Annotated in this window: 17 protein-coding genes; 1 reads left to right on the forward strand and 16 read right to left on the reverse strand. The window is 53.8% G+C overall.

From position 1 onward, the window contains the following. Positions 1 to 226 precede the first annotated feature (226 nt). The 15 genes from ACFPQ4_RS16615 to spoIID all read right to left on the reverse strand — a co-directional run bounded on the left by ACFPQ4_RS16615 (position 227) and on the right by spoIID (position 15,643). Positions 227 to 1,357, reverse strand: coding sequence for a glycosyltransferase family 4 protein (locus ACFPQ4_RS16615; RefSeq protein WP_378113153.1), 1,131 nt, complete (start codon positions 1,355 to 1,357; stop codon positions 227 to 229). 138 nt (positions 1,358 to 1,495) lie between these two features. Beyond that, positions 1,496 to 2,206, reverse strand: a complete 711-nt coding sequence (locus ACFPQ4_RS16620) for a WecB/TagA/CpsF family glycosyltransferase (RefSeq protein WP_378113154.1) — start codon at positions 2,204 to 2,206, stop codon at positions 1,496 to 1,498. Between the two features lie 78 nt (positions 2,207 to 2,284). Further along, on the reverse strand, positions 2,285 to 3,505 hold the full coding sequence (gene csaB / locus ACFPQ4_RS16625) for a polysaccharide pyruvyl transferase CsaB (RefSeq protein ID WP_378112986.1): 1,221 nt from the start codon (positions 3,503 to 3,505) through the stop codon (positions 2,285 to 2,287). Continuing rightward, a complete protein-coding gene (locus tag ACFPQ4_RS16630; protein WP_378112987.1) occupies positions 3,484 to 5,520 on the reverse strand; it encodes a DUF5693 family protein in 2,037 nt (678 codons plus the stop codon). Before ACFPQ4_RS16630 ends, csaB begins: the two co-directional genes overlap by 22 nt. A 117-nt stretch (positions 5,521 to 5,637) precedes the next feature. Next, a complete protein-coding gene (locus tag ACFPQ4_RS16635; protein ID WP_378112988.1) occupies positions 5,638 to 7,341 on the reverse strand; it encodes a phospho-sugar mutase in 1,704 nt (567 codons plus the stop codon). Between the two features lie 28 nt (positions 7,342 to 7,369). Next, entirely contained in the window at positions 7,370 to 7,807 is a 438-nt protein-coding gene (gene fabZ / locus ACFPQ4_RS16640) for a 3-hydroxyacyl-ACP dehydratase FabZ (protein ID WP_378112989.1), read from the reverse strand. 197 nt (positions 7,808 to 8,004) lie between these two features. Next, positions 8,005 to 8,517: a CDP-alcohol phosphatidyltransferase family protein gene (locus tag ACFPQ4_RS16645; RefSeq protein ID WP_378112990.1), complete on the reverse strand. Its 513-nt coding sequence runs from the start codon at positions 8,515 to 8,517 to the stop codon at positions 8,005 to 8,007. A 120-nt stretch (positions 8,518 to 8,637) separates the two neighbouring features. Then, positions 8,638 to 8,880: a DNA-directed RNA polymerase subunit beta gene (locus ACFPQ4_RS16650; RefSeq protein ID WP_378112991.1), complete on the reverse strand. Its 243-nt coding sequence runs from the start codon at positions 8,878 to 8,880 to the stop codon at positions 8,638 to 8,640. A gap of 36 nt (positions 8,881 to 8,916) precedes the next feature. Continuing rightward, positions 8,917 to 9,759: a flagellar hook-basal body protein gene (locus tag ACFPQ4_RS16655; protein WP_378112992.1), complete on the reverse strand. Its 843-nt coding sequence runs from the start codon at positions 9,757 to 9,759 to the stop codon at positions 8,917 to 8,919. Between the two features lie 15 nt (positions 9,760 to 9,774). Continuing rightward, positions 9,775 to 10,641, reverse strand: coding sequence for a flagellar hook-basal body protein (locus ACFPQ4_RS16660; protein ID WP_378112993.1), 867 nt, complete (start codon positions 10,639 to 10,641; stop codon positions 9,775 to 9,777). A 69-nt stretch (positions 10,642 to 10,710) separates the two neighbouring features. Continuing rightward, positions 10,711 to 11,709, reverse strand: coding sequence for a rod shape-determining protein MreB (gene mreB / locus ACFPQ4_RS16665; protein WP_378112994.1), 999 nt, complete (start codon positions 11,707 to 11,709; stop codon positions 10,711 to 10,713). Positions 11,710 to 11,830: 121 nt separating this feature from the next. Then, positions 11,831 to 12,118 carry a sporulation transcriptional regulator SpoIIID gene (spoIIID, locus tag ACFPQ4_RS16670; protein WP_378112996.1) on the reverse strand — a complete coding sequence of 96 codons (288 nt, stop codon included), beginning with the start codon at positions 12,116 to 12,118 and terminating at the stop codon, positions 11,831 to 11,833. A 170-nt stretch (positions 12,119 to 12,288) separates the two neighbouring features. Continuing rightward, positions 12,289 to 13,431, reverse strand: a complete 1,143-nt coding sequence (locus tag ACFPQ4_RS16675; RefSeq protein WP_378112997.1) for an HD-GYP domain-containing protein — start codon at positions 13,429 to 13,431, stop codon at positions 12,289 to 12,291. 218 nt (positions 13,432 to 13,649) lie between these two features. Next, positions 13,650 to 14,390: a peptidoglycan DD-metalloendopeptidase family protein gene (locus ACFPQ4_RS16680; protein ID WP_378112998.1), complete on the reverse strand. Its 741-nt coding sequence runs from the start codon at positions 14,388 to 14,390 to the stop codon at positions 13,650 to 13,652. An 83-nt stretch (positions 14,391 to 14,473) separates the two neighbouring features. Then, the gene (spoIID, locus tag ACFPQ4_RS16685) at positions 14,474 to 15,643 is read right to left on the reverse strand and encodes a stage II sporulation protein D (protein ID WP_378112999.1); all 1,170 of its coding nucleotides are present in this window, start codon (positions 15,641 to 15,643) and stop codon (positions 14,474 to 14,476) included. 368 nt (positions 15,644 to 16,011) lie between these two features. Between spoIID and ACFPQ4_RS16690 the strand changes: the two genes are divergently transcribed. After that, complete coding sequence (locus ACFPQ4_RS16690; RefSeq protein ID WP_378113000.1) at positions 16,012 to 16,680, forward strand: DNA-binding response regulator; 669 nt, start codon at positions 16,012 to 16,014, stop codon at positions 16,678 to 16,680. 684 nt (positions 16,681 to 17,364) lie between these two features. Here the strand turns inward: ACFPQ4_RS16690 and murA are convergent. After that, the gene (murA, locus tag ACFPQ4_RS16695; protein ID WP_378113001.1) at positions 17,365 to 18,753 is read right to left on the reverse strand and encodes a UDP-N-acetylglucosamine 1-carboxyvinyltransferase; all 1,389 of its coding nucleotides are present in this window, start codon (positions 18,751 to 18,753) and stop codon (positions 17,365 to 17,367) included. Between the last annotated feature and the right edge of the window lie 181 nt (positions 18,754 to 18,934).

Below are 18,934 nucleotides of genomic sequence, written 5' to 3' on the forward strand. Positions count from 1 at the left end.
CATCTCTTGTCCGAAGGGCTTGTTCGATTGCGTTCCTCCCCTTTGGCGTAAATGAACATCTTCGTCAAGATATACCATTAGACGTGTCATTTCCGCAAAAGTTCTGTACTGTTGTTATCGGTTTTTCGGACAAAATGTTTAGTTCTGCGCGCGAAAAAAAGACTCAATGGCTTGTCCTTTGCGAAAAGGATCAGCAATTGAGTCTTTGGTCTTAGGTTGTTGCGACTTATTTACCGCGAGATTCGGTTTGCGGTTTCATGCGGAACCGGCCGATAAAGTCGAGCACCGGACGACGCGATTTGTCCACGATACCGATAAGCTCGGCGCCGATCTGGAGCAAGAAGACGAGCGCGCAGATAACGATGAACGTAATCCAGTTGCCGAGACCCGTGTTGGATATGCTCGCCTGGATAACCGCGCATGTACCGAAGAACGCCGCGATACCGTAGATGATGAGCACCGTTTTGCGGTGGCTGAACCCGAGTTGCTGCAAGCAATGATGCAGGTGGCCTTTGTCGGGCGCGAAAATCGGTTTCTTCTGAATCCAACGACGCACGATCGCGAAGAATGTATCCGACAACGGTACGCCGATGATCAGTAATGGCGTAACGAAGGAAACGACAGTAATCTGCTTGAACCCGAGCATCGACAGCGTCGCCAGAGCGAAACCGAGGAATAGTGAGCCCGAGTCTCCCATGAAGATTTTCGCGGGATGGAAGTTAAAGAACAGGAACCCGATAACGCTGCCGAGCAAAACCGTTGATAGCAAAATAACGGCCGAGTTGCCCATGATGATGCCCATGACGAGAATCGTTCCGATTGCGATACCGGATACGCCGGCCGCTAGTCCATCGAGACCGTCGATCAAGTTGATCGCGTTTGTGACGCCGACGATCCAGAAAATCGTGAGCGGGATACTGATCCATTCGCCGAGCGGCTGCATAGCCTCTCCGAACGGTACGTTCAGCAAATTGATCTTAACGTCGAAGCCGAAGACGACGATGCAAGCTGCCCCAATCTGAATAAGCAACTTCAGCTTGGCGGACAAATCGAATTTATCGTCGAGCGAGCCGAGCAATACAATCAAGGTGCCGCCGGTCAACAACGCGCCGATAAGATGGCGGTCATGATTGCTGAGCATACCCTCAGGCAGCCAAGGCAGCAACAATAATAGTCCTACGGTAAAAGAAGCATAAATAGCGAGGCCGCCCATGCGCGGCATAATGCGTGTATGAACTTTTCGTTGGTTCGGTACGTCGACCGCGCCTATGCGCACGGCGAACTTTTTGACGAGCGGCGTTAAAATAAGCGCTAAGGCCAGCGCGATCGCAAATCCGGACAATCCGATTCCTAGCAACCAGCCAGAAAACATCTTCAACTCTCCCCTTTGTGTACACCGGAATGAATTATACTCCCGTCATGCGGATTACAACAAGGCGACAATTCTGTCGTTTTCAGCCCTTTTCACCGATTTAGATCATTTTCATAACTGTTTTCATGACGGCTTGGTCGGTTTCAGGACTTTTTCGCCGTCTTTAATCACTTTAAGCGCAAACCGGGGCAATACCAGCATTCTCTTGTAGCGCGAAGGCTCCTGCAGCAGACGGTAAAACCACTCTAAATTCAATTTTTGGAAAAGTACGGGGGCCCGCTTGACCTTGCCGGCGACGACATCGAAACTGCCGCCTACCCCCATAATGACCGGAACACCGAGCACCGACGCGTATTTCTCGATCCACGGCTCCTGGTTCATCGTGGCCCGCGCGACGAACAACATATCCGGGTTCGCCGCTCTGATCTCGGCGATTACCGCACCGTCTTCGCGATCCGTAAAATAACCGTCCCGATAGCCGACGAACCGAACGCCGGGGTATTTGCGCTTGAGGTTATCGTGCGCCGTCTTAATGATGTCCGCGCTCGCGCCCAGCAAATACACGCTCCAGCTCTTCCGATCTCCTTCTTGCAGCATTTGGTGCATAAGATCGAAGCCCGCGACGCGTTCCTTAACCGGTTGCTTCAGACGACGCGCCGCCCAAACGACGCCTGCCCCGTCCGGAACGACGAGATCGGCCGTTGCGAGCGCGCGATGAAAGTCTGGGTTTTCAAGGCCGACCATCAGCATGATCGGATTACCCGTAATGACGCGGTTCGGTCTTCTGGATTCAATAGCCTCCGTCAAATAAGCGACGGTCTCCTTCATATTCATTTTGGAGAACGGCACGCCGTAGAGGGATACCGTCGGATACGGTCTTGTGTTCAAAGCCTTCAGCCTCCAACTTATACGTTAGATACGCATGTAATCGACAATTTGTTGCGCGGGCCTGATCGCTTCCCGCTTAAGCTTAGAGACCGCGGGCCCGCACGCCGTAAGCCATTCGGCCGGTTTATTAATGATTTCTAATGCCTGCTGCGCGGCGTATTCCGGGTCGAGCTCCTCTGTCGTTCCGACGGCGCGCTGTCCTAGCCGCGCGAGGAACTGATCGATCTTGGGATCGTACGAGATCCCAAGGAGAGGCACTTCGCGATTCGCTGCATAGATCAGCGAATGAAGCCTCATGCCGATGAGCAGCGCGCATCGGCCGACCTCCCGCAGCATGCGCTGCGGGTCATCGTGCGCCGGAGCCAGCTCCGCGGCGCACGTCAGCCGTTCCATCACGTAGCGCGACGCATCTTCGTCGCCCCCGTGATGGAACGGCAAGAAGCGCAGCCGGACGTCGCAGCGTCCGGCGAGCGCTTCAAGCGCGGCGGCCACGCGGTCCATGTCCGCGCGGTCGCCGCGCCAAAACCGGACGGACACGCCGACAATCGGTCGTGTGTCCTCTCCTGCCCCCTGCGAACCCGCAATCTCTCCTGCACTCGCCACACCCGGCGGCATGCCCATAACCGGGTCCGGCACGATTTCTACCTTTGCCTCAGGCACGCCGTAACGGCGCAGCAGCGTTGCGGACTCCTCATCGCGCACCGAAACGTATTTGGCCTTCTTGAACGCGCGAGCGATGAACGGCTGGAACAGCTTCCGATTAACCGGTCCGATTCCTTGCGCATAGACGAATGTCGGCTTGCCGCACCAACGCGCGAGCGCCATGATTCCCAAGTAATACGGAATCGAGCCGAGCCCCGTCGCGTCTTGCAGCAAACTGCCTCCGCCGCTGATGAGTCCATCGCTATTTTTAAGTGCACGACGCACTTCGGCTAATTTCATCCTAGGCACCGCTTCGACATCGTAATGCTTGCTTGTCCACTCCGGATCCCCGGAGAGTACGACCGGCACGATCTTGATGCCGGCCGCCGTGCCCGCTTCTTCCAATGCGGTCAATATGCTCTTCAGAACAGCCTCGTCGCCGCTATTGTGAAACCCGTAATAGCCGGACAACACGATACGGCGAACATTAGACTGAGGTCCCTGATTGTTCTTGTGTCCCAGATTACCCTGATCCCCCAGATTTCCATCAGTGCCCAGATGCCCCCTACTTCCCTTACTCCCTACGCTTCCTGTCTCGCCCATCGTGCTTTGACTCCTTCACCGATTTGCCAAACCGCGATACCGACTAGTCCGATGCATACGCCCAGACCAAGGCCGAGCATTACGCGAATGACCGACAAGATCATTGGCGTATGAATATGAGCGAACGTATCGACCATCGATAGCTGTGCAATCGTACCAGCGATAATAAGCGCCATCGCCCAACGATAGCGAAGCGCAAGGAAAATACCGACGAGGAACAACGGATGTCCGAGCAGGAACTCCTTGGTGCGCGGACGCACGCCGAACGTATTTTCCAATAGCGAACGGAACTTCAACTCAACGCCGGACACCGTACCCGCATTGCCGGTTCGCGTCAAATAGTACAGGCCCGCTACCGCGATAACGCCAACGCCGACGATCCAGAGCACGGTAAGTGGCATTGCGAGAATGCGTCTCGCGTTGCCGAATACCGTGTTGCCCGAGCCGTAGAGGACGACATATAGGGCGACCAGCGCGATTGGTACTAAATGAAGCAAGCTCACCCCTCTGAATTGCTGAAGGACGAGGTTATATTCGATTTCGTTAAGCAACGCCACGATGAACGGAATCGCCACGATCGACAATACCGTCGTCCGCGCGAACAAGATTAGGGATCCGCCTAACCGTCTTGCTGCCGAGAGACGACCGTCCGCCGAACTTTCCCGCAGCTCGCGCAATCTCTTCACGAGCAGAATAACCGCGGTCGTCGGAGCGGCGATCCCCACGAAGAGCGCAAGCGCTTGTAGCATCGTGTTAGGACTTAGCACATAAAGCCCAGCGGAACCAATAGCACCGATTACGAAGGCAAGCACCTGCAGCCCCGGGAGGAACAATCCGATCAGAATAGAGATTAACGCGATTGCCCCTAGCGCCGCGACTCCTTTCAACACTGACTGCTGAGGTGCGCTGTGCACTTCGAATGCTTTCGGTTCGCCCAAGTTAAAGCCGAAATCTTCGATTTTCTTAATTACGCCCGTAGAACCGTCGTAACCCCCGAGCGTCTCGGTTATTTTGTCCAAAGGGTTATAGACGAGACCTTTGATCGTATCTTTAGTCGCTACGGCGTTCAAATAAATAAAGCGGATATTGCGGTCTTTCACCGCAAGCACGAGTCGATCCTCGATCGGCGCGTTTTTCAGCACCGTCATTTCGCCTTCGCTGATCGAATGGGCGCGAACCGCGTTATATTCGAGCAGGTTCGCAAGCTTGGCCATGCCCTTCATCGGAACCTTCAAGTTCTCGAACATCGCGATTCCCATGCCATGCTCGTCCAACATTTGCGCGAACTTTTTCACGTCTTTCGGGTTTTTGCCCTCGCCATAGCCGGTAATGGCATCGCCGTCGAACAAGACGCGGGTAACGCCGAGCGCTTGGAACGAATCGAGCCACTTGTTCATCTCCGCGGCATCGAACGGCAAAATGCGGTTAGAGAGCCTCGGGAACACTTGGAAGCCTTGGTCCTTGAGCGCCTGCATGGCGATCGGGTTCGGCTGCATCGGATGCATAATGGCATCGTCATAGCCCATTCCGATGCTTAAGCCGGATAGTCCTCCGACAGTCCAGTCTTTAATATCCGCGCCATAGTGGGTGAAAGCCCACTCGATGATCGGCCGCAACGTAGCGGCATGCTCGGCGTTATGGAAAACCACATAAGTGCGATTATCCGACGGCGGCGAAACGCGTTGCTCGAGCATCGCGGCTTGCGTCGCGTTATAGACGTTGATTTCGCCCGCCCAGCCGAGCTCCTCCAGCGTGCTTTCGAATACGGCCATGCCGTTAACGCCCGCCGCCTTCAGCTTGGCGAGCTCCTCTTGCAAATAGGCTTGCGGGACTTCTTTCGTAGAACTAACTTGCAACAAGTCGCGATAATCCATCACAAAGGCAACGTCTTTAGCCGAAGATTCGGTCTGCGCCCGCGCGTACATGACGGGCAAAGCGGCGATAACGCCTACGAGCACGACCCACCATAGCAATTTCGACAATCTAGAATTCCATGTATGCAGCCATTGGGGCACGACCGTTCACTCCATTATTCGATAGTTTGATCTTCGCTTTGCGACCCGCGAACGCGAATTTGCTCGCATGACCCGCAAAAAGCAGCGGCTGGTCTTCACCCTCCGCTGCTCCTTAATTTAAGCTTCGCCGTCCACGCGGATCATGACCGTCCGGACTAGCTGCTGCAAGGCGGCCGATGCTTCCTCGAGATTGCTTCCCCGTACGGCGAAGTACACTTTGATCTTCGGCTCCGTCCCGGATGGGCGCAAGCAGAACCATGAACCGTCCGCGAGCATATATTTCAGCACGTTCTCGACTGGCAAGCCGTCCAAGCCGAGCCCGTAATCGAGCACTCGTTCAACGGCGACGCCAGCTATCTGCTGCGGCGGATTCGACCGCCAATCGTCCATGATCGCTCCGATTTGCGCCACTCCGTCTTTGCCTTTGAGCGTACGGGACTCCAGCTTCTCCAAGTACGTTCCGTACTTCTCGTATAGCTCAAGCAATACGCCGTATAACGTCTTGCCTTGCGATTTGTAATAAGCCGCTGCCTCGCAGATCAGAAGCGAAGCGACGACCGCGTCTTTATCTCGCGCGTACGTACCGGTTAAGTAGCCATAGCTTTCTTCGTAGCCGAACAGGAACGCGTGCGAACCGTCCGCTTCGAATTGCGACATCTTCTCTCCGATGTATTTGAAGCCCGTCAACGTATTAATAACGGCGCAACCATAAGAGGCGGCGATATCCGCACCCATCTCGCTCGTTACGATCGTCTTGATGACGGCGCCATTCACTGGTAGTTTACCCTGAGATTGCAAATTCGATAGCAAATAATGAACCATTAGCGCTCCGGACTGATTACCGGTTAGCACGACATATTCGCCTTTGTCGTTTTTGACCACCGCGCCCATGCGGTCGCAGTCTGGGTCGGTACCGACTATGATGTCCGCGCCGATCTCGTCCGCAAGCTTCATCGCGAGCGTGAACGCTTCCTGCTCTTCCGGATTCGGCGACTTCACGGTGCTGAACATGCCGTCCGGCTGCTCTTGCTCCGCGACGATATTCACGTTAGTGAACCCGGCTTGCGCCAAAACATGGCGAATAGGCATATTACCCGCTCCATGCAACGGCGTAAACACGACGCTCAACGCTTCTCCCGCTCCGCTCTTCAACACATCGGGACGAACGGACTGCGCCACCACCGTATCGACGTAACGCTGATCGTCCGCGTCGCCGAGCCAGACGAGCAATCCTTGCTCTTCCGCTTCGGAACGGGAAATCCGCTTCACTTGATCGAACGACGCGATGTCGCGGATTTGCCCTATGACTTGTTCGGCTTGATAAGGTACTAATTGGCCGCCATCGGCACCATATACTTTGTATCCATTATATTCGGGTGGGTTATGGCTCGCCGTGACGACGATGCCGCCGGTAGCCTTCAGATCGCGAACCGCGAAGCTAAGCTGCGGCGTCGGGCGAAGAGACCGAAAAAGGTAGGTGCGAATGCCGTTCGCGGCAAGCACGCAAGCAGCCTCGAGCGAGAAAGTATCCGAGTTATTGCGGGAATCGTGCGCGATGACGACCGATGGCTTATCGGTTTCCCCCAGCAAAAAGTTGGCGAAGCCTTGCGTAGCTTTGCCGATGACATACCGGTTCATCCGGTTCGTGCCCGCGCCCATAACGCCGCGCAGCCCTCCCGTTCCGAACTCCAGTTCCCGATAGAAGCGATCCTCGATTTCCCCCGGCTGAGCTGCGATTGCGCGAAGCTCGTTCTTCGTTGCTTCATCTACGTTAGCATCATTCAACCATGCTGCGTATAGCTCTTGCGGCGTATTCGACATCCTTCATCTCTCCCTTTTCCCTCTTTGTTTAACCTTTGTTCGGGTCGGACAACGCGAACATCAGCTCTCCCTCGGCTACTACGGTATCTCCGACCTTGGCGGTCGCGCGTCCTTTGCCGATCGGCCCCTTAAGACGGGTAATCTCTAATTCCAAGATGAGCGTATCTCCCGGCTTAACTTGACCGCGGAACCGGAACTCGTCTATGCCCGCGAAAAATCCGAGCTTGCCGCGGTTCTCTTCGAGAGCCAAGATAGCAACCGATCCGACTTGAGCAAGCGCCTCGACGATCAATACCCCGGGCATGACCGGGTATCCCGGAAAATGTCCGACGAAGAAAGGTTCGTTCATCGTGACGTTCTTCAACCCGACTGCGCGTTTGCCCGGCTCCAGCTCCAATATCCGGTCCACTAGCAAGAACGGCGGACGGTGGGGAATAATTTCTTGAATTTGTACGATATCGAGCACTAAGGCTTCCTCCTTAATTCCGCTATTACGCGGTTTGTCTTTTGATTTCAGCGCTAATCGCGCATAAGCCGCCAATCGGCGGCAATACTAGCATTATCCCTTTGGCGAAACTGCAGTCGCGAAGGTTGACTATAAGAGAGCTCGCCTCGGTCTGCCCCTGTTGTTCAGCCCTTGGGCGAGCTCTTTTGTCGGAACAGTTACGACGATGCACGGTTTAGCATTCTGAATTTAACGAAATAGATGCCCGACGCTACATAGGATAATCCGATACCGCACCATAGCACTGCTGTGCCTCCCGGTTCCTCCAAGAAAAGCAACAGGATCGCGAGATAATACACGACCGCCGTCAGCTTGCCTAGTCTGTTAGCGGGAACGGTCTTGTATCCCGTAAAGTAAAAATAGGCAGTAGTAATAATCATACCGACTTCCCGGAATGCCATTACGCCGAACGCCTCCCAAGGAAGCGAACCTCCGGCAAGCAGCGCGACGATGACCGCGAGCATCATCAACTTATCCGCCAACGGATCAAGCATCATGCCTGTCACCGTAATCTGGCCATTGCGCCTAGCAATATATCCGTCCAGTACGTCGGTCAATCCCGCTAGTAGGACAACGATCAATGCCGCAATCGAATAGTCATAGAAGTATAACGCTAAAAAGAGGGGGATAAGTATAAATCGGGACATAGTCAGCGTATTAGGTACGTTCATTCCCGCCCCCCTTTCTCCGAAGTTCCACATTATTATAACCGTTCACCCCTACAAATGAAAACTCCCCGGACGTTAAGCCGGGGAGTTTGCCGTCCCGGTCAAAGGGCGGCCGGCAGGGCATTAGCTGCCCTCCGCGAACACGAGATCGTACATATGCTTCCAGGTTTGCGCATCGAACACTTCGGACAGCGGCTTGTCGCCTAGCACGACGTAACCGATCGCCAGACCGATGATAAGCGCCGTAATGCACAATACCGGAATGATAAGTATTTTGAAGCTGGTCCATAATATGCGTAAAATCGTCCGTCCAGAAGAACCCGATGCGCGTTTTTTCTGATCCGACGAACGGGTAGTTACTGTCATTTCGGTATCTCTCCTCTTGCAAGCAACCGCGCAGGCTTATGCGCGCATGTTATTCGCCATAGCCATCATTTGATCGCTGGAGCTTAGCGCTCGGGCACTTAATTGGTAAGCGCGCTGTACGACCATCAAATCGGCCATCTCGTCGGTCATGTTGACGTTGGAGTTCTCCACGAAACCTTGACGCACCGATATGCCTAACGTCTCCGCCGGTAGCTGGGTCACGTTTTTTACGACGTCGGCAATATTAATATTTTCCGGAACGCCGTATAGGTTGTCCGATATCGCCTGAAGAAGCTCCGGATTCGTTGCTTGCGCCATCTTTAGTTTGCCCAAATCGATCGGCGCCGAGCCTTGCGGTCCGACTCCCATCAAAGTGCCGTCGGGTTGGATGCTAAGATTGTAGCCTTCCGGCACGACGATGAAGCTGTCCACTCCTCCGACTTCGGCAACGACGGGATAACCCGAGTTCGTGTAAAGCGTCCGATCCCCGCCTCCCGTAGAGACGAGTTGGAACGATCCGTGTCTCGTGAATGCCCGAGAACTATCCAACGTACCGCCCGTCCGAACTTCGAATAGTCCGTTGCCTTCGATCGCGACGTCGGTCATGTTGCCGGTCTGCTGCAGCACGCCTTGAGACAGATCAAGCTGCATCGACGACATTCGTGCGCCCCAGCCTTGGGTAATCCCAAGCGGCGTTCGGCGACCAGGTTGTTCGAAATCTTGTTCCTGCGGGTTGAGGCTAGTCAATATATCTTCGAATACGGCCGTCTTGCGCTTATATCCGACCGTATTAGAGTTTGCGATATTATCCGCGAGAATATCAAGCTTCTGTTGCAATGCGCCCATGGAGACGGAAGCAGAGATCATTGAGCTATTCACTTAATCGTCCTCCTCTTATACGCGTCCGACTTCGTTCGCGGCTTTCTCCAAGCTTTTGTCGTAGAACTGGATTACCTTCTGATTCGCCTCGTAGGCGCGAAGCGCCGCCATGATGTCGACGGCGGATTGCGCCGAATCCACGTTCGAACGTTCCAGGAAGCCTTGACGGATTTCTACTCTTTCGTCCGCCGCGATTTGCCGAATGCCTGCCGCTTCGCCCTCGTAGCGGAACCGGCCGTCGCCTTCGCGAACTAGCATGTTAGGATTGTCTACTCGCATGATACGCAGCTGCGGAGCACCGTCGAGCGGTAATCCGGTCTTGTTGTTCATGAGTTCGCCGGTCGCGGACACCTTAACGTCATCCCAAGAGACGTTCACTTGAATCGGTTGACCGTTCGCGCCGAGTACCCGCAAGCCGTCGGACGTTAGCAACGTTCCGTCCGGAGCGGTTTTGAAGCTGCCGTTCCGCGTGTAACGCTCTTCGCCTTCCGGAGTCAGAATGCTGAAGAGAGCTTGAGGCTGGTAAGTGACCGATCCGTTCGCGTCCACGTATTTGCCCGATTCGTCAAATTGAGCGCCGGGAACGAGAATGTCGGAGATGAGAGCCAAATCCTGCGAGCGGTTAGTTTGCTGAAGGTCGCCTTGTCCCATGGAGAGCAGGTTCTCTTCGGTGAACACGCCCGTGCTAAGCTTGCCGATCGAGCTGATCGAAGGATCCGGTCCGCCCATTGCCGAGAGTAACATATCGGGGAAAGAGCGCTCGACCGCATTCGTACCTTTAAAACCCGGGGTGTTAAGGTTCGCGATGTTGTTCGTGATCGTGTCGTGGCGCCGTTGTTGCGCCGTCATTCCTGAGGCTGCCGTGTATAACCCTCTAAGCATTGGGAGAACCTCCTTGTGTCGTACCGGCCGAATCGTGACAATCGCGCGCTGATTCGACCTAGCTCTGTATTAGCCCATTTTGCGAGTCATTTTATCTAAATGGTCCAGCATAATGCCGGTACCTTTAACGACGCAATGCATCGGATCTTCCGCGATCAGCACCGGGACTTTGATTTCGTCCGCGAGCAACGCGTCCAAACCGTCAAGCAGCGCCCCGCCGCCTGTCAAAATGACGCCGCGGTCGATAATGTCCGCGGACAATTCCGGCGGCGTGCGCTCGAGTACGGTTTTCGCGGAGGATACGATCGACATGACAGGTTCCCATAGCGCTTCGCGCACTTCGTCCGAATGGATCGTGACGGTAAGCGGCAAGCCGGAAACCATATCGCGGCCGCGAATGTCCATCTCTTCGCGACGGCCGCCCAGATGGACCGTGCCGATCTTGATCTTAATGTCTTCGCTCGTGCGTTCGCCGATGAGAAGCTTATATTTGTTCTTTATGTACTTCATAATCGCGGCGTCGAACTTGTCCCCTGCGACTTTAAGAGAAGAGGCGGTCACAACGTCGCCCATGGACAGCACGGCGACATCCGTTGTACCTCCGCCTATATCAACAACCATATTGCCGCTCGGCTGGAAAATATCCATTCCCGCTCCGATTGCGGCCGCTTTCGCTTCTTCCTCTAGGAAAACTTCTTTGGCGCCGCTGCGTATTGCAGCTTCGCGGATCGCCTTTTGCTCGACAGACGTAATATTCGAAGGCGCGCAGATCAAGATGCGCGGACTGCTGTACCAGGTCCGCCCCCCGACGCGTTGAATGAAAGCCTTCAGCATCATATCGGTTACTTCGAAATCTGCGATAACCCCGTCTCGCAACGGGCGAATCGCAATAATATTGCCTGGCGTCCGTCCGACCATTCGCCTTGCCTCTTCACCGACAGCGAGCACTTTCCTCGTGTTGCTCTCGATAGCGACGACCGAAGGCTCGTCAAGAACGACGCCCTTGCCTTTAACATGTATGGATACGTTAGCCGTACCTAGATCGATTCCGATGTCTTTGCTAAACATGCGTTTAGGATCCCTCACAACGTATGGAATGTCTGCTACTGAATATGAAGCGGTATCGTAATAGTATAATATTCGCCGCGAATGCTGCAAACCCTTCTTTTCGTCGACAAAGTTCCAAAAATTATGCTTTGCCTACTGTCATAACCTCCCGTTTTTTGATAGTCGTCTTTTTGTATTTGATCTTGGTAGCTTCCCCGCCTCTGAGGTGCCGTATCGACTTATGGTACTCAAGAATGTGCTTTACTTGGTCCGCCAAATCGGGATTGATTTCCGGCAAACGCTCAGTCAGGTCTTTATGCACCGTGCTTTTGGAGACGCCGAATTCCTTGGCTATCGTACGCACCGTATGGCGCGTCTCCACAATGCATCGGCCAATCTTAATCGTGCGTTCCTTGATATAGTCGTGCACGCTCCCGCCTCCCTGCTGTGATTGATTGGTACAGTATATGAGGGGCGCGTTCACTTATTCTTTGTTGCCAAGCCTGACAAGCTAGGAAAGTCCCGATTCTTGCTTCTTAAGCCCTATACGAAAAGGCGGAAGGGGGGATCCCTTCCGCCTTTGAACCGTCTTGGATTCGTTTATTTGTCGGCTTTGCCGGTGATTACGACATTATTAAGCTCCTGCAAATCCAAGATATAGGGCAGCTTAGCAACCGTACCGTTCGCTTCGCAAAAGATTTGCACGACCGGACGGTTCATGGGACGACCTGCCGTCTCCAATACGACTCCGATCTGTCCGGTGCTCAGCTTTACGACCGATCCGATCGGATATATCGTCAAGTACTTCAGGAACACTTGCACGAGCGAAAGATCGAAATCGTAATTGCCGGAGGCGAATAAATATTCCGTCGCTTCGCCTGGCGCGAACGGTTTGCGATGGTGACGCGGGGAGATCAATGCGTTGTACACGTCCGCGAGCCCGACGATTTGCGCGAATTCGGGTATTCCCTCCTGCTTAACGCCGAGCGGATATCCTTCTCCTCTATACCGCTCGTGATGCAATAACGCGATCTGGGCCGAAGAAGTCGGCACATCCTTCATTCCTTTAAGCAAATGGTAGCCTTCGGTCGTATGCTGGCGCACCATCTTGATTTCGGTTTCGCTAAGCGCGCGGTTGACTTTCGTCAGTTCCATCGGCAGTCTGGTCATCCCGATGTCGGAGAACAACGCGCCTAGCGAGAGCTCGTACATCTTGGCGCTATCGAAATTTTTGGCCGTGCCAATTATGTCCGCGCACAGCGTTACGTTCATGGCGTGATTGAACAGGATGGGATCCGTCAACATCATGACGCCGAGTTCTTCCGCGAACTCCCTTCGCGACGCGATCTCATGGAGCACGTCACGGAAGTTGGCGCGAAACTTCTCTTCCGGCACCGGCAAAATAAGCCGATCCTGCATAAGTCCCTTGTCCGCGAAATCAGCGACGAGCTTGACCGCCTTCTCCCTTGCCTTATCGTCGTCCTTCATTCTATCGATATCAGGCCGAATCCAATGCGGGTCAAAGAACGACGGGGGCACCTTGCCGCTACGATACGAAGAGTCGCTCCCTCCGTTAATACGCGGTAACAGATGTACGGCATTAATCCGAAGATTTCTAAGACGATTGATATATTGTTCGGTCAGCACGGTGCCGGCTTCAAGCATAACGACTCCATTGCGACCGTGTACAGCTTTGCCTAGCACGTCCCCGCTTTCTAGCTCCGCGATTCCTACTAACCTCACTTCATTTCCCACCTTTTCTATGCTCGCGATCAAGTTGTCCGAACGATTTCTTATGTTAAAAATTATGCCATAGATTTTATAGATTTGTCGATATAAAGTCTTAGTGCAAATTCGCTACTAAACGACACTTTGCGGGCATTTTCTAGTACTCTTGTCGCTAAAATAGCAAAAATACGCCCCTGCTAGACAGCAGGGGCGTATTTTTCTTCAATTGCTAGTTATTTATTTTCTGCCTTGATCAAAGATGCGGGATTTACCGAGTTGCCGTTGCTGCGAACCTCGAAGTGTACGTGGTACCCTTCGCTTGCTTCTTGCTCGCTTTGGCCGGCAGTCGCGATCAGATCGCCTTGCTCGACTTGGTCGCCGACTTTCACTTGCAGGTTATCCAAGCTTTGGTAGACGGTTACGAGACCGTCGGCATGCTTGATTTCCACTACGAAGTTGTTGTTAGGCGTTTGCTCCGCTACCGTGACTTCTCCGCTAAGCGCCGCGAGTACGTCGAACGTTTTGGCGTCCTCTCGTGCCAGGTCGATAGCCATGTGCGGTTTGAAGTTGCCCTTGTACTCTACCATGGCAGCTTCGCGAGCTTCCAAGGATGCCGATTCGTCGTAGAACGGCATGGTCGTCTTCATGTCTTCCATTTTGTCTACCGGCCAGCGTAGCGTTTCAGTATTCGCTACTACTGGTGCGGCATCCGAGTCTTTCGCGCCGGTCGTCGCATCGCCATTGACCTCTGTCGGATCGGTAACGGTTTGCTTGGCTTCGTCTTTGCCCGTCCCCGAATACACCCAGAGAATCGCTACGATGATTGCTGCCGCGGCCATGTAAGCTGCAGGGAAGACCCAGCGTTTGGAGAGCAGCTTTTTCCATCCGGAAGGCCTGACAGCGGAAGACGATCCTACTACCGACTTAGAAGACTCTTCGATCTTGCGTGGCGTTTTGTTGTTTCCATCATTCATTGTTATCATCACCTCAGTAAAGCATTCTTACCAGGTGAAGAGGTTTTATACCTGTTCGGGTTGAAAGATTGCAATTTTTATAGTTAGGAAATGCGATTGGCGTATTCCGGTAGCTTCGAAGCTTCAGCGATTCGCGCTCCGGAATAGTAGTGTTCCACGATTTGCTCGGCGCTGCTGCCTTCCTTGGCCATGCCCTCGGCTCCCCATTGGCTCATGCCGACCCCGTGGCCGTTCCCGTAAGTCGTGATCCGGATTTGGCCGTCTTTTATCTTCCAATCGAACGACGCCGAACGAAGTCCCAGCTTGCCGCGAACCTCTTCGCCCGTGAGCTTGACGGAGCCGACTAGCAATAGTTTCACGCGATGACCTTCCGTCCACTCTAGCACGCGTATGTTAGGCTTGCTCGCCCCTTTGCCTAGTACGGCGAACGCGGAGACATCCAACTTGGCGAAAAAATCTTGCAAAGACATCGAGACCGTCTCTACCGAGTTATGGACGCTCTCTTTGTCCCCGGGGCTTGGTACCGCGCGAAGGTAAGGTAGCTTGTTAGGAAACACTTCCTCCGAATCTTCCGTATAGCCATTGCTAGCCGAGAAAAATAACGCCTCGATCGGTTGGTCCTCGTAAGTGAGCACGAGATCGCGCGTACGCTCTACCGCCAGCCGAGCTTTGCGCAGCCCCTCCGGATTCGTCTCTTGCAAAGCGTTCACTTTTGCTAAGGACAAATAGGCTTGATGCGTCACTTGATCGGTTACGAGCGCTTTGCGGTCCGGCACGCCCTCTCTATTGTCCGCTATCCATCTACGCACGATATAGGTCCGCGCTGCCATCGCTTGCGCTTCCAACGCGGCCTGCTCGAATTCCAAAGGCATCTCCGCCGCGACTACGCCGAGCACGTATTGCTCTAACGGCACGTTCTCGACCTTACGCTTGTCCGATATATATACGCTTATGTTAGGTTGGTTCTCATCTGGTACCGCGGCGCTTTCGGTTGTATTGGTGTTGCTGCTATTATGGCGGTTGGGGTTGCTTGGTGCGTTACCGTTATCGGTATTGCTCGTTGGCCTCTCATCCGTCGTGACGTAAGCCGTATTCTCAGACTGCAGCGTATACGGGATCGCCGTATTCCCAGCGGATGCGCCGCTAAGATGAATGATGATCCATGCCGTAATCGCTATAGCCGCGCCGCCCGCGAATGCGCCGCCCAGCACGTCCCACTTCAGCTCGCCGGATGGCATAAACCATTTTCCCATTACCCTTTGCCTCATTCCGACTCACCTCTATCCGTGAACTCCAATGCTCTCAAAATATGCAAGAGTGAGAGGAGCTAGAACGAGATGTGGGGATGTTCATAAATGGGGGATGCTACTCTCTAACCTCGTCTCATTCCGTTACAGCGTCAATCTCCTAGGATGCGGCGTTCTAACCTCGTCTCGCACCGTTACAGCGTCAAATTTCTAGGATGCAGCGTTCCAACTCTCCGTATTTAACATGATTAGCTTACTCTTGCGGAAGCGACTAATTTGGTATATGTTTTGTTTATACGCGTGAAGCACACCGTCCACTCCCCTATTCGGGGCGTCGGGCGGTTATTTTTTTGCCCAGGGAGAGGCGATTGTGGATGAGTAAGTTTGAAAAGGTTTATGCGGAATGGCTTGCTGGACATAAGTCTGAAGCAAGCGGGGAGCGATTGCGCAGGCTGACGAAGAAACACGGTTACGGAGAAAAATTGCTACTCGAGCAGGCATGGTGGCCGGTTATAGGTAACCTCGATCATCTGTACCCTGAGTATGAATTCATCAACAGCGAAGGGGGCTATTACTATATCGATCTGGCGTACGTTCGCTTGCCTCGGCCCGCCGCCCTTGAATCCGACAGCTTCGGTTCTCATGCTAGGGACATCGATAGGGATAAGTTTTCCAGGGACCTCGATCGCCAGAATGATATAGTCTTGGCCGATTGGAACATCCTTCGTTTCTCTATAGACAAGCTAAAGGAAAATCCGATCGGTTGCCAAAATACGCTCCGCCGTATGCTGGTTATTTGGTATGGTGCAGAACATTCGAACATGGAGGGATTGAACGTTTACCAAAGAGAGATAGTTCGGTTTGCAATACGGTCGGGCTCCGCTTTCTCGGTTGAACAAGCCTGTGGTCTGGTAGGTAGAAAAGAGAAGTTTGTACGTAAACAGCTTCACGAGTTGCTGGAGATGGATATTCTGGAATCTGCATCAATTGGATCACGCGTTTGTCGTTACAAAATAAAACCCAACGGTTTAATAGATCGTTGAGCGAGTGTGAAGATGGTTGTTGGCGGTTCAACGGTCTTGCAGACTGTTGAGCGGAAGCGGCGGTGTTGGTTTGGCGGTTAAAAGGTCTCGCAGACTGTTGAGCTTGCGTTATGCTGGTGGTTTGGCGATTCAACGGTCTCGCAGACTGTTGAGCGGACGCGGTGTTGGTGGTTTAGCGGTTCAGCGGTCTCATGGAACGTTGAGCGAGCGTGGTGGTGTTGGTTTGGCAGGTCAACGGTCTCATAAGCTGTTGAGCGGACACGATGGTTGTGGTTGGACGATTCAACGGTCTCATAGACCGTTGAGCAACCGTGATGATGGTGGTTTAACGGTTCAACGGTCTCACAGACCGTTGAGCGACCGTGAGAATAGTGGTTTGACGGTTCAGCGATCTCACAGACCGTTGAACGGATGCGGTGGCGTTGGTTTGGCGGTTCAGTGGTCTCACAGACCGTTGAGCGAGTGTGATGGTGATGGTATAACGGTTCAACGGTCTCACAGACCGATGAACTCGCGCGATGGTGGTAGTTCGACTATTTAGTGGTCTCATAGACCGTTGAGCTGGCGCTGCGGCATTGGTTACCCAACCCCCAAAAAAAAAATCCCCCTGCCCGAAGGCAGAGGGATTCGTAAAACTACCGTATGAATAAGTACTAGGCTAACGTTGGTTGAACCTTCATCGAGCTAGGCTAACGTTGGTTGAACCTTCATCGAGCGGATGACTTCGGCAGGCGCGGATGCGCGTTGCTCCAGCTGTTGCAACAGGTTCTCCGGCTGCAAGGACGCTTTCTCAGCTTCTTCGAGTACTTCTTCCGGGGAAGGCGCGCGATAAATATCCGCGCCGATTGCCGCCAGCTTGCTGACGAGATCCATATAGCCGCGTTCGATATGATGAATGCCGCCAACCTCGGTGCTACCATCAGCAACCAACGCCGCGCAGATTAGCGCCGCGCCGGCGCGCAGATCGGTAGCGCACACGCTAGCGCCGGACAGCTTCGCGCCGCCGGTAATAATCGCCGTACGTCCGTCTACTTTAATCTCCGCCCCCATCTTGACGAGCTCTTCGACATGCATGAAGCGATTTTCGAATACGGTTTCCGTCACGATGCTCGTTCCGTCGGCGACGAGTAAGAGCGCCATCATCTGGGCTTGCATATCGGTAGGATACCCCGGATAAGGAAGCGTCTTAACGTCAACGGCCTTAAGCGGATGCTTGGCGATAACGCGAATGCCGTTCTCTTCGCACTCGATTTGAACGCCCATTTCCTCCAGCTTCGCGACGACCGGACCCAGATGATCCCGAATCGCGCCTTCAACGTAGACGTCGCCGCCCGTGATCGCGGCAGCGATCATATAAGTCCCGGCTTCGACGCGGTCCGGAATGACATGGTGTTCGACGCCGCGAAGCTTCTCGACGCCTTCGATCCGAATGACGCCCGTGCCTGCTCCGCGCACTATCGCGCCCATCGCATTAAGGAAATTCGCCAGATCGACGATTTCCGGTTCTTTGGCCGCGTTCTCAATAATCGTCGTGCCTTCCGCCGTAGCGGCTGCCATCATAATATTTTCCGTAGCGCCAACGCTGGCGATATCTAGATAAATTCTAGCCCCGCGCAACTTGCCGTTCACGCTGGCTTCGATAGTGCCTTGACCGAATCCGATCTCCGCGCCCATCGCTTCGAAACCCTTCAAATGCTGATCAATCGGTCTTGTGCCGATTGCGCATCCTCCAGGAAGTGAAATCCTAACCTTGCCAAGACGGGCCAACAAAGGTCCCATCACTAAGAACGAAGCTCGCATTTTCCTGACTAACTCATAAGGCGCTTCATACGAAATTAACGATTCAGCTTGTAGACGGACGCTTCCGTCACTTTGCTGCGCGTGAACCCCCAAAGCCGCGAGCACTTGCAGGATATTCTTCACATCGTCCAGGGCAGGCACGTCATGAATGACGCTTGACCCTTCTTCCGCCAATAAGGCGGCTGCAAGGATCGGAAGGACGGAATTTTTGGCGCCGTGCACGCGAACTGTTCCTTGTAAGGTACGTCCGCCGCGGACGATGATTTTGCTCATGGGTGGTTCCCTCCGCGCGTTATAGATTCATTCCGAAGCCATTTTGACTTCAGACCGACCCTGAAAAACCCAAATTCCATCATACCACCGGGATTTTGATGACACAAGCGGCAAGTTTTGCCGTAAACCGACTTCATTCGACGAAAATCTTGCATGTCCAAGCCGCTCATTATCCAATTCG

Source organism: Cohnella yongneupensis, assembly GCF_042655785.1.
GTDB lineage: Bacteria > Bacillota > Bacilli > Paenibacillales > Paenibacillaceae > Cohnella > Cohnella yongneupensis.

What these genes read in the sequence shown, in the direction of transcription:
- ACFPQ4_RS16620 (WP_378113154.1), bottom strand. Translation starts at nt 2,206, where the DNA reads ATGAATATGAAGGAGACCGTCGCTTATTTGACGGAGGCTATTGAATCC.
- csaB (WP_378112986.1), bottom strand. Translation starts at nt 3,505, where the DNA reads ATGGGCGAGACAGGAAGCGTAGGGAGTAAGGGAAGTAGGGGGCATCTG.
- ACFPQ4_RS16635 (WP_378112988.1), bottom strand. Translation starts at nt 7,341, where the DNA reads ATGTCGAATACGCCGCAAGAGCTATACGCAGCATGGTTGAATGATGCT.
- ACFPQ4_RS16645 (WP_378112990.1), bottom strand. Translation starts at nt 8,517, where the DNA reads ATGAACGTACCTAATACGCTGACTATGTCCCGATTTATACTTATCCCC.
- ACFPQ4_RS16650 (WP_378112991.1), bottom strand. Translation starts at nt 8,880, where the DNA reads ATGACAGTAACTACCCGTTCGTCGGATCAGAAAAAACGCGCATCGGGT.
- ACFPQ4_RS16660 (WP_378112993.1), bottom strand. Translation starts at nt 10,641, where the DNA reads ATGCTTAGAGGGTTATACACGGCAGCCTCAGGAATGACGGCGCAACAA.
- mreB (WP_378112994.1), bottom strand. Translation starts at nt 11,709, where the DNA reads ATGTTTAGCAAAGACATCGGAATCGATCTAGGTACGGCTAACGTATCC.
- ACFPQ4_RS16680 (WP_378112998.1), bottom strand. Translation starts at nt 14,390, where the DNA reads ATGAATGATGGAAACAACAAAACGCCACGCAAGATCGAAGAGTCTTCT.
- spoIID (WP_378112999.1), bottom strand. Translation starts at nt 15,643, where the DNA reads ATGGGAAAATGGTTTATGCCATCCGGCGAGCTGAAGTGGGACGTGCTG.
- ACFPQ4_RS16690 (WP_378113000.1), top strand. Translation starts at nt 16,012, where the DNA reads ATGAGTAAGTTTGAAAAGGTTTATGCGGAATGGCTTGCTGGACATAAG.
- murA (WP_378113001.1), bottom strand. Translation starts at nt 18,753, where the DNA reads ATGAGCAAAATCATCGTCCGCGGCGGACGTACCTTACAAGGAACAGTT.